Annotated in this window: 7 protein-coding genes; 5 read left to right on the top strand and 2 right to left on the bottom strand. The window is 52.4% G+C overall.

Annotation, left to right across the window (positions count from 1 at the left end; all coding sequences use genetic code 11):
- Window positions 1–2: 2 nt before the first annotated feature.
- The 5 genes from OC443_RS06285 (at window position 3) to OC443_RS06265 (ending at window position 11,430) form a co-directional block, all read left to right on the top strand.
- Entirely contained in the window at window positions 3–872 is an 870-nt protein-coding gene (locus OC443_RS06285) for a hypothetical protein (RefSeq protein ID WP_073579653.1), read from the top strand.
- A gap of 2 nt (window positions 873–874) precedes the next feature.
- The gene (locus OC443_RS06280) at window positions 875–3,235 is read left to right on the top strand and encodes a hypothetical protein (RefSeq protein ID WP_073579652.1); all 2,361 of its coding nucleotides are present in this window, start codon (window positions 875–877) and stop codon (window positions 3,233–3,235) included.
- Entirely contained in the window at window positions 3,232–8,004 is a 4,773-nt protein-coding gene (locus tag OC443_RS06275) for a contractile injection system tape measure protein (RefSeq protein ID WP_073579651.1), read from the top strand. The genes OC443_RS06280 and OC443_RS06275 overlap by 4 nt, the downstream gene beginning before the upstream one ends.
- A gap of 12 nt (window positions 8,005–8,016) precedes the next feature.
- Entirely contained in the window at window positions 8,017–10,656 is a 2,640-nt protein-coding gene (locus OC443_RS06270; protein ID WP_073579650.1) for a hypothetical protein, read from the top strand.
- A gap of 300 nt (window positions 10,657–10,956) precedes the next feature.
- Window positions 10,957–11,430, top strand: a complete 474-nt coding sequence (locus tag OC443_RS06265; RefSeq protein WP_073579649.1) for a hypothetical protein — start codon at window positions 10,957–10,959, stop codon at window positions 11,428–11,430.
- 57 nt (window positions 11,431–11,487) lie between these two features.
- On the opposite strand, the gene OC443_RS06260 is transcribed toward OC443_RS06265, so the two are convergent.
- Window positions 11,488–13,653 carry a putative bifunctional diguanylate cyclase/phosphodiesterase gene (locus tag OC443_RS06260; RefSeq protein WP_073579648.1) on the bottom strand — a complete coding sequence of 722 codons (2,166 nt, stop codon included), beginning with the start codon at window positions 13,651–13,653 and terminating at the stop codon, window positions 11,488–11,490.
- The gene (ercA, locus tag OC443_RS06255; protein ID WP_073579647.1) at window positions 13,637–14,794 is read right to left on the bottom strand and encodes an alcohol dehydrogenase-like regulatory protein ErcA; all 1,158 of its coding nucleotides are present in this window, start codon (window positions 14,792–14,794) and stop codon (window positions 13,637–13,639) included. The genes OC443_RS06260 and ercA overlap by 17 nt, the downstream gene beginning before the upstream one ends.
- Window positions 14,795–14,923: the final 129 nt, after the last annotated feature.

The raw sequence follows: 14,923 nt of genomic DNA, 5'->3' as shown, positions 1-14,923 counted from the left end.
TTATGCCAAAACGAAACCGGAGTACACTGAAAAATTACTTTCGTCAGGGGATGATGCCGTCTGCGGAGCACTTTGGCGATCTGATTGATTCATGCGTCAACGAATTAGATGAAGGCTTTTCCAAACCACCCGCCAGCGGGCTGCAACTGACAGCGCTCGATCAGCAACATCTGCTGAGTTTTTATCAGAAAAGTAACCCGAATACCTCACTCTGGCATATCGGATTCACCAGCCAGTCCTTAACCGATCATCCGCAAACCGGCACATCAGACGCCAATGATCAGCACAATTTCAGCCAGCAGGCCGGACTGCAGTTTGTCGCCGGTGATGGGGAAACCACCCGACCGCACGTGACGTTCACGGCAAGCGGTCAGGTCGGCATTCAGACCGAAACCCCGCGACATGCTCTCGATGTCGGCGGCATCATTGCCTCAAGAGGACGTCAGGGTTATCAGCCGGTCACGGATGCGATTCCGGCCGACGGCGAATGGCACGATATCACCGGAGCTCTGGAAGGATGCCAGATGTTTGAAGTGGTGGCCGGCATCGGTATCCGTCACAGCGGCCGCTATGCACTGCTGCATGCCATTGCCTCCAATACCTGCGCACCGGCACACTGGTGGTGGCAGTTCTGGCGACGGAAAAACCCGATTAAAACCCAGCACGCTTATTTTAATTCAATGGCTGACCGGCTGGCCCTGCGCTGGAAACAGACCACAGAACAGGGCGCGATTCGTCCTTACGTACTGCAAATCCGCACCAATACCAGCTATGGCGCGCATCAGTTTATCCGTTATCACATCACACAGCTCTGGGATGACGCCTACATGACGCGCTGTGAAGAAAAACCTCAGACAATGCAGGACAACTAACGATGCCGGTGACCATCTCAAAACGCGGCAACCGCGATAACCCGGATAGTTTTGAGCAACTGTTTCAGTTGGGGCTGACGTATATCCAGCAGCTCAGTGGTCACATCTGGACCGACTACAATACCCACGATCCGGGCGTAACGATTTTAGAACAGGTTTGCTTTGCCCTGACCGATCTGATCTACCGCAGTGATTTTACGGTCGCCGATTACCTGACCGGCCCGGACGGCAGCATCGATTATACCCTGCAGGGGCTGGCGCATCCGGCTGAGATTTTACAGGCCATCCCGCAGCAGAGTGAAGATTACCGGTGCTGGCTGATGGCTGCCCTGCCGGAGCTGGCACAGGTGTCGGTGCAGCCGGGTCCGGCCCATGACGGCATCTGGCAAATCAATGCCCGGCTGTACCCGGTTCATCAGCAAAATCTTAACGAGACTGAACGGGCAGCTCAGGCCAAAGCAGCCATTGCCGCGGCTTATCATCAGGTGCGGCACTTAGGAGAAGACCTCGGACAAATCCGGCTCATCACAGACACGCCGCTCTCCCTGCATGCCACGATCGATATCTGTGATGACATTCACGACCCGAACGCACTGGCGGCGATGATTTATCATCAGACCAGTCAATGGCTGCAACAGGATTCTCTGACAACTCACCCCGCAGAACTGAAAGCACAGCTGCTTGCCATCGCTGACATTCATCACATGCCACATTTTGAACTGCTGGCCCACGGGGAGTTCCCTGAGCAAGCTGATGGTGATGTTGATGAGGACAGCCTACCGGCTCCAAACCACACCCTGCCTGCACATGCCTGCCTGATGATTCCGGCGCAACCCGATGCCCTGAATCTGACACTCCGGCAACAGGGCAATACGGTCCGGCTGGATACCGCAGACATCCGTCTGTATTACCAGCAGTTGCAGGATAAAAACCGGCCGGAGCCAGAGAATGATGAGATGCAAACGCTGCCATCCGGCACTTTCTATGACCTTGCACAATATGAATCGGTACAGCAGCTGTTTCCACGTACCTATCATCTGTCTGCGGGGCATCCGGCTCACTATCATCCCCGGCAACAGTCAGAGCGGCACCAACTGCGCAGTTACCTGCTGCTGTTTGATCAGCTGATGGCCAATTTCTGCGCCGATCTCGGCCAGATCCGGACGCTGTATTCCACGCAAATCAACGCACCACACAGCTATCAGACCCAGCCCCTGACCGGGCAGCAGTTCAGTCATATCGGGCAGCATTATCCGGACGACATCAGGCAGCGGCTGCGTCAGTTGCAGGATCAGTTTGATAATTACCCCGAACGCAAAGGGCGGATTTTTGATTATCTGCTCGCGCTGTACGGTGAATCCTATCCGGATACCTTCCACCAACAGTTCAATCCTTACGGTTCAACCAGAGAACTGCAGTGGCGGCTGCTGCGCCATAAGCAGCAGTTTATCCGCAATATTGTACCGTTGACGGCCAGACGGGGACTGGGGCCGGACCTGCGTCAGCCACACGATCCGGGCGGCTATGCCAGACGCCTGTCCCTGCTGCTGGGGCTGAGAACGGAAGAAGAAGACACCTTCAGCCGGACAATCACCCAGTATTTACTCAATGTGGTCAGCGATGACCATTTTACCGCCAGCCCGGCAGGACAAAAAATTCTGTTCCGGTTACAGGAACCCCTGCTGTCACAGATGGAAGCGGTGCCTGAACGCCCGGATCATCTCAGACTGACCGGCCAGCAGACCCGGCAAATCCGCGCGGCAGTGATGGCTTTCAGTGATCAGACAATTCCGCAAACCCTGCTGTGCAAAGGCATGACACACCATGCCTACCGGATTTTGCAGCGTACCCAAAACGGGGAATATCAGCTATTCCTGCACTTTGCCGGGCAGCAGTGGCTGTATATCGGTCGTCAGCGGAAAAAAAGCAAACTGATTCAGTTTTGCCATTATCTGCAACAATGGCTGATGCGGCTCAACCGGGAAAGTGAAGGCTTATACGCCGTGGAACACCTGCTGCTGCGCCCGGCACAAACGACGGATACCACGTCATACGCTCATCAGGTCAGCATTGTGCTGCCCGGCTTTACCGCCCGCCACAACAATCCGCGTTTTCGCCAGCAGGCCGAAGCACTGATTCGCAGCAACAGCCCGGCTCACCTGCTGATTCATGTTCACTGGCTGTCGTTTTATACCTTCAAATCGTTTGAAGCCCTGTATCTGGAATGGCGGACACACAGGGCCCGGCTTTGTCGTCAGCCTGACGCGGGACAGCCTGAGCTGTCACATGTGGATACACTGGCTGAACGGCTGCTTCAGTGCCTCAGTCAGCCTGATGTTGCACAGGGAGGGCTGACGCTATGACAGAGATACGGCCGCATCAAATCGGCAACGCCCGGCTCGAACTGAATTTTGACAGCCAGCCGGTGGCCGAAGCCTTTGAACAGCAGGCCCATCAGTGGGTGATGCAACGCCTGCTGCCGCATCTCGAACAGCTTTTCGACCAGCTCTGTCCGCCCGGAGAAGTGATCACCATTGACCAGCTGCAGCTGGATGTGGGCAATATTCCGGCAGACAGCCTTTACGACGATCTGCTGAGCGGCATCGACACCCGGATACGCGGGCAACTGCTGCCTTATCTGCAACAGCATCAATCCGCCCAACGCACTCAGACAGGTGCCGTGACGGCAGAAGCCAGCGGCCCGCACAGAGCGGAAGAATTACAGCGTTCAGAACCACAGGGAATCACACGCCGGACACACACGGATGATATCTGGTTTCAGGCCCGCTGTTTTCTGGAAACCGGCCGGCTGCCCTGGTCTGCCGACCCGCAACAACCCGCCACACTGGCACGTCTGACTCAGGCATGGCTGGGCCATCCCGAATGGCTCAATCAACTATTTCGGCCAGAGAACCTGCAACATCATCAGCAAAGTGAGCAGCAAAGTCACCAGAACATGCTGCTGAGCCGGCTGATCGAGCAGACACCGGCAGAATCACTGGCTGATCTGCTGGTGACGCTGTCACCCATGATACAACGGCAGGCGATACAGCGATTGATCCGTCATCCGAAACGCGATCATCCACGCTTGAAGGTGGTGCTGAACCAGCTCTGGCAAACCCGGCTGACGCAGGCTTTCAGCCGTCATCAGCTCACCGGACTGCTGAATGACTGGGACACACTGACACAGGATTATCGCGAACCACTCCTGAACGCACTGCGCCAGAACGCACAGGATGGCGCGCTGCCTTTTGTACTGGTGGATTCACTCAGCGAAGCACAGCGCTTTGCCTTACTGGCCTGTCTTGAACCCACAGAATATCCGTTTCTGAGCCGGATACTGCAAGCCCCACACCTGTGGCAAAGCCTCAGTCAGCCAGAGCAGGTCACTGGCAGACCGGACAAGGCAAAAGAGACACCGGAAAGGCGTCTGTCCCCGGAAACACCGGAAACAGGAAAGCGCCTGTCCTCAGAAAATAAGCCGGAAAATGGCCCGGAAAGTGGACTGTCCCCACCTGCTTTACCCGTTTCCCGCCCACTGTCGCATCTGCGGCAACAACTCTGGTGCTTTACCCTGCACTTTCTGCTGACCGAACGCGGCAGTCAGTTTAACCGGCGACAGTTTCTGATGACGTTGCTGATCCGGATGGCTGCTGCCAATAACGACAAGCCGGTACTGTTACTGCGGGGATTACAGAACGCATTACAAACAAAAACCACTGACTCAACGTTGCAGGCACAGATGCGTGGCCTGCTGGACGACATTGCACAAACATGGGAAAAACCAGACACCCGCAGGCCGGAATCTGCGAAGAGTACACCGCAGCCATGGCCGGAGGTACAACAAGCGATGTCAGCATCCTGGCTCAATGCCGCGACGCAGTCTGCCGGTATACAGACTCAGATCTCCGGTGATCCGCTATCAGTGCCGGTACAGGAGGGAAAATCCGTCCGGCTCACTGTTCAAACCACAACCAGCGACACCACCGCCCTGTTGCTGGCGCTGAAACAAGGCAGTGAAACCACGCTGAAACGCTTGTGGCCGGATGAACCGGAGATTCTGAGACCTCTGTTGCTGAAGGCCGGGCAACTGGCGGCAGTCCGTCAGCACTGGGCTGAAGATTACACTGACCCGATGCTGCTGGATTTCACCACCATGATTGCACCGGGTGCACGGGATTTTGTCCGGCACATCATCGGCAAACGCCGGATTTTTATCGCGCCTGTCCCCGCTAAATCTGCAGCACCTGCGACAGAATTTGGGGCGTCTGTCCCTGCAAAAACAGAATTTGGAGTGCCTGTCCCTGCAAAACCGGCTGCCCTACCGGCAACAACAAAAGCGCCTGTCCCTGCAACTTCTCCTGCAACTTCTGTAAATTCATCAGCGATGACAGATGCAGCACTGCGGGTCAGCCTGTGGCAGTTCACTTTGGGCTATTTGCTGACAGAGCGTGGCAGTGAGTTTAACCGCCGCAGCTATCTGCAATCACTCGTACGCCAGATGGCGGCCCGGCGAAATATCAGTCAGAATCTGCTGATTGAGGCGATGATCGCCGCATTGACTGATGAGCCGCAACACGAGCTGATGACACTGTTGCTGGTGCTAAGGCAACACGGGCAACCAGAACCTGCCGCCCCGGTTGATGCATTGACCAGCGATGCATTGTTGAAAGTAACCCAGTGGTGGCAATATCAGTCAGAATCATTTTCACCAGCACAACAACCCGCGTCTTTGACACATCTTCGCACCCTGATACAGATACTGCTGCACCCTGATTCCGGCAAATGGAAAACGCTGCCGACAGAGTGGCTGGACACGCATCAAACGCAGATTCAACCCCTGCTGCATCAGTTGGGTGCAAATGAAACCCGCCGTCAGCAGTGGGCAGAACAGTTTGATCACCCGGCACGACTGGCACTCGTCACGCTGATCGACCCGGCCGCTGCACCTGTGGTCGAAAGCGTGGTTCACATGGCCCCAACAGTGTCCCGGCATCTCCCGGTCACACCGCCACTTCCTGTCCATGCGCTGCAAATCAGTCTCTGGACGATCAGTCTGACCTATCTGCTGGCAGAGCGCGGCAGCGAATTTAACCGCCGCAGTTATCTGGCGTCCCTGATGACACAGCTGGCAGCACGGCACAATCTGAATCTGCGTCTGCTGATTCAAACCTTCCTGACCATCGACACGTTACCGGTCAGGTTTCAGGATGACTTAACCCCGATTCTCACCCACTTCGATCATGCGGCCGGTCTGACGGCCAGCCAGTGGCTCAATCAGTTACCCGGGCATCCGGACGGAATCATACTGACTGAATCCCAACGGACAGACGTTCGCCGCTTTCTTCGTCACATCAGCCACAGCGACGCCACTGACTACGCGATCGGGCATTTTTCTCCGGATGCCCAACAGCAACTCATCACAACACTGGCACCATCACTGTGGCAACATTTACGTCCGTTTCTGCCACAACTTATCCGTCTGTTTCAGGCAACAGCGCTGCCAGCATATGTGTTCTACCGTCTGATCTTCCGGCCTCAGCCCCCCAAAACCATCAGAGACTGGTGCCATGCGTTACGCCGTGAGCTGCAAAAACTTCATCCTGACCAGACAGAAATTCAGGCCAGTGAACAGTTACAACTGCGACTCAGACAAACACTGAACGGAAGCAACCAGATCCAAACGCAATGGCAACCATGGCTGGCTGCATTGCAGGAACCCGCCGGACTGACAGCGTGGCTGAACGGTGATATGGTCACTCTGCCGGACATGCTGACCAGCAATGCAGTCTGCCACCTCATTCACAATCACCATGACACACTGTGGCGACGACTGGCGATTCAGCTTCAGTCACAGCAGCAATGCAACCGCTGGATTAAAACACTTGATGATGAATGTCATATGGCGCTTTTTAGCAGCCGTTATCCGCAACGGATGGCTTTTCTCACCACCCTTTACAGCGCGCTGATGCTGCTCACCGGAGGACAGTTCACCGAAAGACAAACATCCGTTCGGATGGCTTTCTGGCATATCGTCTATCACCGCTGGTTACTACAGGATATTCAGGGCACCTTCAGCACGCTTTTCCGGCAATTGCTCAGTGATCTGGCAGATGATGCCCGTATTGCAGCCTGTCTGAATACCGCAGTTCCACATCCTCCCTCTAATGAGGACAGACGCGATAATCTCCTTTCTGAGAATTGTGAGGACAGACACCACACCGCTTCAGGAAATAGTGGGGACAGAGGAAATAGTGGGGACAGACGCCGTATCCTAACTCAGCAACTGGCACAGCAACTGCCCTCAGAGGCAGCATGGCTGAAAGCGCTGGCGGATGAAATGAAAAGTGATATTGAAAGGATTGAAAGGACAGACGCCTCAATTGCCCCGGCTGGTGAGACTGAAAGGACAGGCACTCTGTCTCCGAAAATTCCGGGGACAGACGCCCCTATTCCTGCAGGGACAGACACCCCAATTGTTCCGGCAGAAGCGCTTACAGGGACAGACACCTCAACTCTTCCGGCAGAAGCGCTTACAGGGACAGACACCTCAACTCAGGCAGAAATTTCCAAACCCGAACCGCTGCAATGGCAGCATCCGGATGCCACAAATGACAATGAAATCACCGGAGAGCCCATCCCGATCATCAATGCCGGGCTGGTGCTGGCTTCGACCTATATTCCCATGTTGCTGCAACGCCTTGAACTAACCGACGGACAGCAATTCATCAGCCCGCAAACCCGCCAGCAGGCGATTTTCTGCCTGCAATGGCTGACAGACGGCACCAATGAAGCGCCGGAATATCTGCTGATGCTGAATAAAGTCCTGTGCGGCATGGCACTGCATGAACCGGTGCCTTTCACCATTTTACTGCCGCAAGATGCGGAAAGCCTGATAGAAGGACTGCTTCAGGCAATGATTGGTCACTGGAAAGCCCTGGGTTCGACCTCGGTTGAAGGGTTACAAACCACCTTTTTTCAGCGGGGCGGCAATCTCTCCGAAACGGAAAAACAGTGGCAGCTGGATGTGTTTCCCGGTCCGTTCGATATGTTACTCGATCAGCTGCCCTGGAGCTTTCAAACCATCAAATACCCATGGATGGACAAACCCCTGTTTGTCACCTGGCGTTAAGGAAGGTACATCATGATCCAATTACTCTCCCGATGTCTGAAAAACCGGTGCACACGACCGGTTTCACTGCTTCCGTGGTTGTTCTGTTTCGTCCTGATTTTCTGGGGATTTATCCCGCCTGTCCCCACTGCTGCATCCTCCACAACGGCAACAACGTCTGTCCCCGCAACGGTGCCTGTCCCCACAACAGCAACCACCGCCTCCGCAACGGTAAATAACACCAGTCAGACATCATCCGACGCCATCCGCGCAGGCAGCGAGTTTGAGAAATGCAATCTGCGGCTACGGGATGACAAAGCGCCGTATGATGTCCGGACCATTCAGTATCAGCTCAACGCGCTGTATCAGGACGATCCTCAGTTCCCGCACGATGACAAATATCTCAATGACGGTCGCTGGGGCAAAGTCACCCGCAGCTGGCTGGCCTATTTCTGTGCTGAATTTGACGTCGTACAGCCCGCCAGCCATCAGGCATTCATGGAATCCATTCTGATTGATTTAGACCGGGCCACCTACTTAAATGCCTTGTATCCGAACTGGCGCGGATATATTGCACCCACCACATTACTCCACCTGAAACAAAGTGAAATCGCCGATAAAATTATCGCCGGAATTGTTCAGAAAACTTCACAACCAGAAATACGGAAAGAAGACACGACACCGGATTTACCCGTTTATTATCAGCTCACGGCTGCAGATTTAACCCGGCTCGGCCAGCGTCAGGCCATTCTGGCAAAACTACAAAAGCTGGAATCCCAACAGTTTGAACAACGCAGCACGTTGTTCAATACGTTGCATGAAGCGTTTGCCAAACTGGGCAAAAGTGTCGATATCAATGCATTAATTGAGTCTCAGAGACTGAGTTTACCCGCCGCACCGGCTCAGACCCTGAAAATCAAATCCGGCGGTACAGATAACCCCCAAAATAAAACCGATAGCAACACGACTCAACCCGGCGACAAAGAAACCACGATTAATTTTCAATCTGCTGCACCCCAACAAATCATCTGGCAAATGAAGCCCGGTGCGCTGCAAAATATCCTGAATCAGGACAATCTGGTACCAGTAGACAAAGCTCTGCTGAAAAAGCTGGCACCACTACAGAATCAGGCATTTGCCAGCGATCTGATGATTGCGATGGCCTTCAAACTGGCGGGTTTACCGACTTCCGGCGAAGCCGCAGAAAGCATTCTGGATTTGGCGAAAAAAGAAGGAAACATGCCTCAAAGCCAGACACCCATGCTATGGGAGGCACCGGATGATTGTGGCTGTCAGGACAGTAAACCGGCTATACAAAGTGATGGTACTTTCTATGGTTTTGCGCCGTACTGGTCCTTATCAGGAAGCCCTGCCGCAAAAGGCGGCACCCCCCGGGAGACGATTCGCTTCAGTCAGCTTGACCGGATTGGTTACATCGCCGCCGTCATCAAACCTGCCGGGGACAATGCTGAACTCATCCTGCCACCCAACTGGCAAAATCGGCCTGAATTTACGCAATTTCTTCAGACGGCAAAACGCTATCGCAGTGCCGTTGATTTGGTGGTCACCACGCCGAAACATCTGACTAAAGCACAGTTGATCCGGATATTGACCAGAAGAACCAACGCAACCGATCTGGTGACCTCACTGGTGGCAGCGGTGAAACAACCGCTCGGCAAACGATTTGTCAATCAGATGAAACCATTGCTCTCCTTTGGTCTGTCCCCGGTGCCAACCATGGGAGATGGCGTGACACTGTATCTGGACTTATCCCCGCTGAATGACGAAGCCAGTCAACAGATCTTTCTTGATTTTGTACGTCGCCTGAAAGCAGCGCTGCTGGGTGTGCCGGTATCAGACCAGCTTACCGCAACCCCCGGCGACCGGTATTTTCTGAATATTGTGATTCCGGTGAAAACCATCACCAGCCACTCATATGGTGATCCGGAAAACATCTATGATCTGGACAACCTGAATCAGTTAGCCCGGCTGACCAACCTGCTCATTACCCTGCCCGGCGATCCCGCCAGCAATCCGCCGGACAATACTTCTGCAGAGCAGCCTGCAACACAGCATGATCTGGATGAAATCAGTCAAATCCGCGAGTTACAGGCGTGGCTTGGCGGGCAACAGGATCAGGAAACCGTGGCAAAGATATTTCCGGATATCGTGCCGGTCCTGGTTACCGCTGACAGCCGGGGACAAAAAAACGCACTTGACCGGTTGGTCAGGTTATCCAGCTGGAATTATGCCGGTGCCGCGTTCTGGCCGGTTCCTTTAGACGAAGCAGACCAACAGCTGATCAGTGCCACTTTTTTTCCTGAAAGTCCGCTGCTTTATCCGCTGCTGAATCAACTCAGGCAAACCTTCACCCATGTGATGAACTTTGTCTGCCCGAACCGCTGGCTGCTGCGGGTCACACTGGCCGGTATTTTCACGATAATGATTGTGCTGCTGGTCAGCAGTATGTGGATTTATCCGCTGCGCAGGCATCTGAACAGCCTGCCATTTGTCGCATTCAGCTGTGCATCAGTGTTGGCCCTGATGCTGGTATTTATCGCCGACCCGTTTTTCAAAGATTATCAGCTAGAGATTGTCTTTGCGTTTATGCTGATGACGGGACTGATTCTGGCAGCAGTCTGGCTGGCAAACCGGGAAGGAGATAAGCCGTAACATTGATGAACGAAAATTTGCAGGGACAGGCGGGGTTAACAATTCACTAATATTCAATTGAACAATAAATCCCGATATGATCTGGGCTGAATATCTGTTTCCTGCTTTTTATATTTTTATACAATAGACAGCATCAAAAGTGGAAATTAAAATATCCTCATTTGAGTTAACAGAAAAAAGATATCACGACTACCCGGACCCAAGCCAAATTACCCCGGTGATTTTGATGAATTATATCGAAAAAGCTCCCTACCCGATTCGTCAGTATTCAAAATTGCCCCACAGGTGCAAAGGTCAACAATGAAAAAATATATATTACTTATTCTCTGTACCGGACTGTTATGGGCTTATTATTTTTTTCCGATCCCTCAACCAAACAAAAAACTGCCTGAATCATTGCTCAATTTAAATCAGGTGATGATAAACCAGACGCCGAATACATCAAAAGTATTTAAAGATTATTGGATAAACGAATTGAGCAATAAAAAACAGCTATCGCATGTTGAGAAACAAATGATAAATTTAGCAGATAAAGCCGGTATTCACCGGATCATTTTTGGATACAGCGCTGCTTTCAGAATTGCATATTTTACTAACTACTCCAACTACTATTTAACGAACCGATACTATGTTTATTCTTCTGATGACTCTACTGAAGAAACACAAGTGCCTTCAATTGATCAGGCGATTGCACAACTAAAAGATAAAAGCATCTACTATTTCTGTGAACCTGCCGATCATCCGCACTGGTTTGTTTGTGCAGGTGAGGACTGATGTTTTTTCACCCTGTAAACCTTTGACTTATACCCAAACAACCTGAAGATGCAGGTTTCAGTCAAGATTCTTTTTCAGCCAGATCAGAAAATCAGCCGCCGGCATCGGGCGGCCGGTCAGGTATCCCTGCGCTTCATCGCACCGGTAGACTTTGAGTAATTCCAGGATATCTTCAGTTTCGATGCCTTCGGCGATGGTTTTCAGGCCGAGACTCTTTGCCATATGAATGACGGTACGGACGATCACCGCATCATCCGGATTCCGGGTCAGCTCATGAATAAACACCTGATCGATTTTTAATTTGTCGACCGCAAACTGCTTCAGGTAAGCCAGACTGGAATAACCGGTCCCGAAATCATCAATCGAGAGCTTACATCCCATCATTTTCAGGCGTTTCACCGTTGCCAGTACATTGTCCGTATCCCGCAACATGATGGACTCGGTCAGCTCCAGTTCCAGCATCTCAGGAAAAATGCCGGAAGATTCAATCGCCCGGAAGACCGCCTCTTCTATATTTCCCTGCTCAAACTGTACCGCAGATAAATTCACCGCGACAACCGCATTGACAAACCCCTGCCGGCGCCAGTTATCTGCCGCCCGACAGGCTTCCTGCAGCACCCATTCCCCAATCGGAACGATTAAGCCGGTGTCTTCCGCAACCGGAATAAACTGCCCCGGAGAAACCAGACCAAGCGTTGGATGGTGCCACCGGATCAACGCTTCAGCACCAATCAGCTGCCCGGTTGCGATGTCGATCTGCGGCTGGAAATATAATTCAAACTGATGTAATTCCAGTGCCTTGCGTAAATCAAACGCAATGGTTAATTGCTGGCTGGCATGGTCATTCATCTCAGAATTGAAAAAGCGATAGGTATTTCTTCCGGCATCTTTTGCTTCATACATCGCCATATCAGCTTTACTGAGCAACTCCTCGAAGTTATCGCCATCCTGAGGATAAAAAGCAACGCCTAAAGAACAGCTCAGCAGTAACTCACGATCATTGACGATGAATTCTTTTTCAAACTCGCTGAAGATCTGGCTTAATACCGGAAAGCAGCCATCGGTATCGGATAACTCCGGTAACAGAATCAAAAATTCATCCCCTCCCTGACGGCACAATGTGTCCTGTTCACCGATACAGGACGCCAGACGCTCAGCGACCCGGACCAGTAACTGATTACTGTCATGGTAACCCAACAGTTCATTGACGTGCTTGAACCGGTCCAGATCCAGATTAATCAGACCCGTCACTTTCCCTTTCCGGGCGGCCGCTGTAATGGCCTGATTCAGCCGGTCTTCCAGCAAGCGGTGATTGGGCAGTTGAGTGAGTGCGTCATGGTGGGAAAGAAAAACCGCCTTCTCCTGCGTTAACCGCAGCTGGTTGATATCAGAGATAATCCATACACTGCCATTTTCCTCATGACAGGACTCAATCGAATTGCCGGTTAATTCGCACCAGATTGGCTTGCCATCGGCCCGGCAGAGCTGAGTCGCACCGGTAAATGCTTCTCCGTTTGACAGTGCCCGGTAAGCATCAGTGCCGAAGTCACTGAAGGTTTCATCGCTTTCATACAGAATCCGGGTTGATTTGCCGTGAATGGCGCCCGGCGCGTAGCCAAGCATCTCCTCAAGACGCCGGTTGCAGGAGATAATGATCCGGTCCCGAATCCAGGCCAGCCCGACAATCGCATTATCTAATATCGCTTCTTTTTCGGCTAACAACCCCTCCAGCAATTCATGCTGGCGCTTGCGCTCGGTAATATCACGTCCGACCATCACGGCATAATACTGTCTTTCCAGACGGGCGACCCGATAAGAAAGGTCCAGCCATACCGGTTGTTGCTCCTTAATTAACCGCAGCTCAAAAAAATGAGTCTCGACCGAGACCTGTTTCTTTGCCCTTTCCAGATCATCCTTCAGGATTGTAATCACAGCATCAATCCCATCAAGGGGCAGCGTTTTCAGCGCATGTCCGATCAACCGGCCGGGCATGACACCAAACAAAGTTTCTGTAGCACGATTTACATCTGTAATCACCTGCTCCGGCAAAGATACCAGCATGACAAAATCTGACGTCTGATCGAGCAGGGTTTTAAACCGTTCGAGACGCTCAGTATTGCGCTTAAACTGCGGGTAATAGCTTTTACGGAAAGAACGCTCTCCCAGACCGATGATCTGTTCACGCCGTTTGCTTCTGTCATTCTTATCACATTGCTTCACCATAAATCGCCTTTATATCCGCAATGGATGCCTGTCTCGGATTTGTCACGATACATGCATCATGAAAGGCATGGTGTGCCAGTTCCGGTATATCTGAAGAATGAACACCGACCTGAGACAGCCGGCTCATAATATGAACCCGATCGCGAAGCTCACTGATAGACTGAGCGACTTTTCGGCTGCAGTCCTGCGTCGTCATGCCTTTGGTTTTAATGCCGATTGCCTGCGCAATCTGCTGGTATTTATCACTGCTTTTCAACATGTTAAAACGGATGACGTGATCGAGCAGCATCGCATTACACTCACCATGTGGCAGGTCTAAATAACCACCCAGCGCATGCGCCATCGCATGTACCGCGCCCAGACTGGCATTAGAAAAAGCCAGCCCGGCCTGCAGCGACCCCAGCATCATGTTTTCTCTGGCTTCAATCTTATCCGGATGAGCCACGGCCTGTTCAATATTATTCCAGATAAGCCCCATTGCTGTGGTTGCATGGACATCGACAATCGGAGAGCTTGCCGTTGATACATAAGCTTCAATCGCGTGGGTCAGCGCATCAATACCGGTGGCCGCAGTTAATCCCTGCCCGACTGTGGTGGTGGTCATCGGGTCAACCAGCGCCACATCCGGCACCATACTTTTACTGATGATGGCCATTTTGTAGCGTTCCTGAGAATTCAGAATAATACAAAACTGAGAAATATCGGCCGCAGTCCCTGCCGTGGTCGGGATACAAATCAGAGGTGGCCCGGGGATATCAATCCGGTCAACACCTTCATAATCCCAGATATCCCGGCCATTGGCATGCACCACACCAATCGCTTTGGCGCAGTCAATCACACTGCCGCCACCGACAGCGACAATCACATCGCACTCATTATCCCGGTAGAATTTAGCACCGGTCATGACTTCATAATCTTTGGGATTCGGCGTCAAACCATGAAATACAACCGACTCGATACCAAATTCGTCTAAATCGTCTTGCGCCTGCCGGGTCCATCCGGCATCCATCACACCATCATCAGAAACGATCAGCACCCGCCGGGCATCCATATTTCGGGCATAAAAACCAACCCGGTGGCGGGCTCCGACGCCAAAAATAAATTCAGGAGCGACAAACTTCCTCATATCGTAGAGCGCCATAACGATCCCTCCATAACGACGTCCAAATGCCACAATGGCAGTGAGCTTAATATGGTATGATCTCTTTGTTTTTATTAAGTATCTTATAAAGGTTTAGTTCATATTGATCCCCGGAGCAACCCGGAGGAT

It is taken from the genome of Vibrio quintilis, from assembly GCF_024529975.1.
In the GTDB taxonomy this organism is placed as follows: domain Bacteria; phylum Pseudomonadota; class Gammaproteobacteria; order Enterobacterales; family Vibrionaceae; genus Vibrio; species Vibrio quintilis.
This window is presented reverse-complemented; position numbering and strand designations above follow the sequence as displayed.

Bases quoted from the DNA above. Each gene is read 5' to 3' on its own strand.
- OC443_RS06280 (WP_073579652.1), top strand. From the start codon at position 875: ATGCCGGTGACCATCTCAAAACGCGGCAACCGCGATAACCCGGATAGT.
- OC443_RS06270 (WP_073579650.1), top strand. From the start codon at position 8,017: ATGATCCAATTACTCTCCCGATGTCTGAAAAACCGGTGCACACGACCG.
- OC443_RS06275 (WP_073579651.1), top strand. From the start codon at position 3,232: ATGACAGAGATACGGCCGCATCAAATCGGCAACGCCCGGCTCGAACTG.
- OC443_RS06285 (WP_073579653.1), top strand. From the start codon at position 3: ATGCCAAAACGAAACCGGAGTACACTGAAAAATTACTTTCGTCAGGGG.
- OC443_RS06260 (WP_073579648.1), bottom strand. From the start codon at position 13,653: ATGGTGAAGCAATGTGATAAGAATGACAGAAGCAAACGGCGTGAACAG.
- OC443_RS06265 (WP_073579649.1), top strand. From the start codon at position 10,957: ATGAAAAAATATATATTACTTATTCTCTGTACCGGACTGTTATGGGCT.
- ercA (WP_073579647.1), bottom strand. From the start codon at position 14,794: ATGGCGCTCTACGATATGAGGAAGTTTGTCGCTCCTGAATTTATTTTT.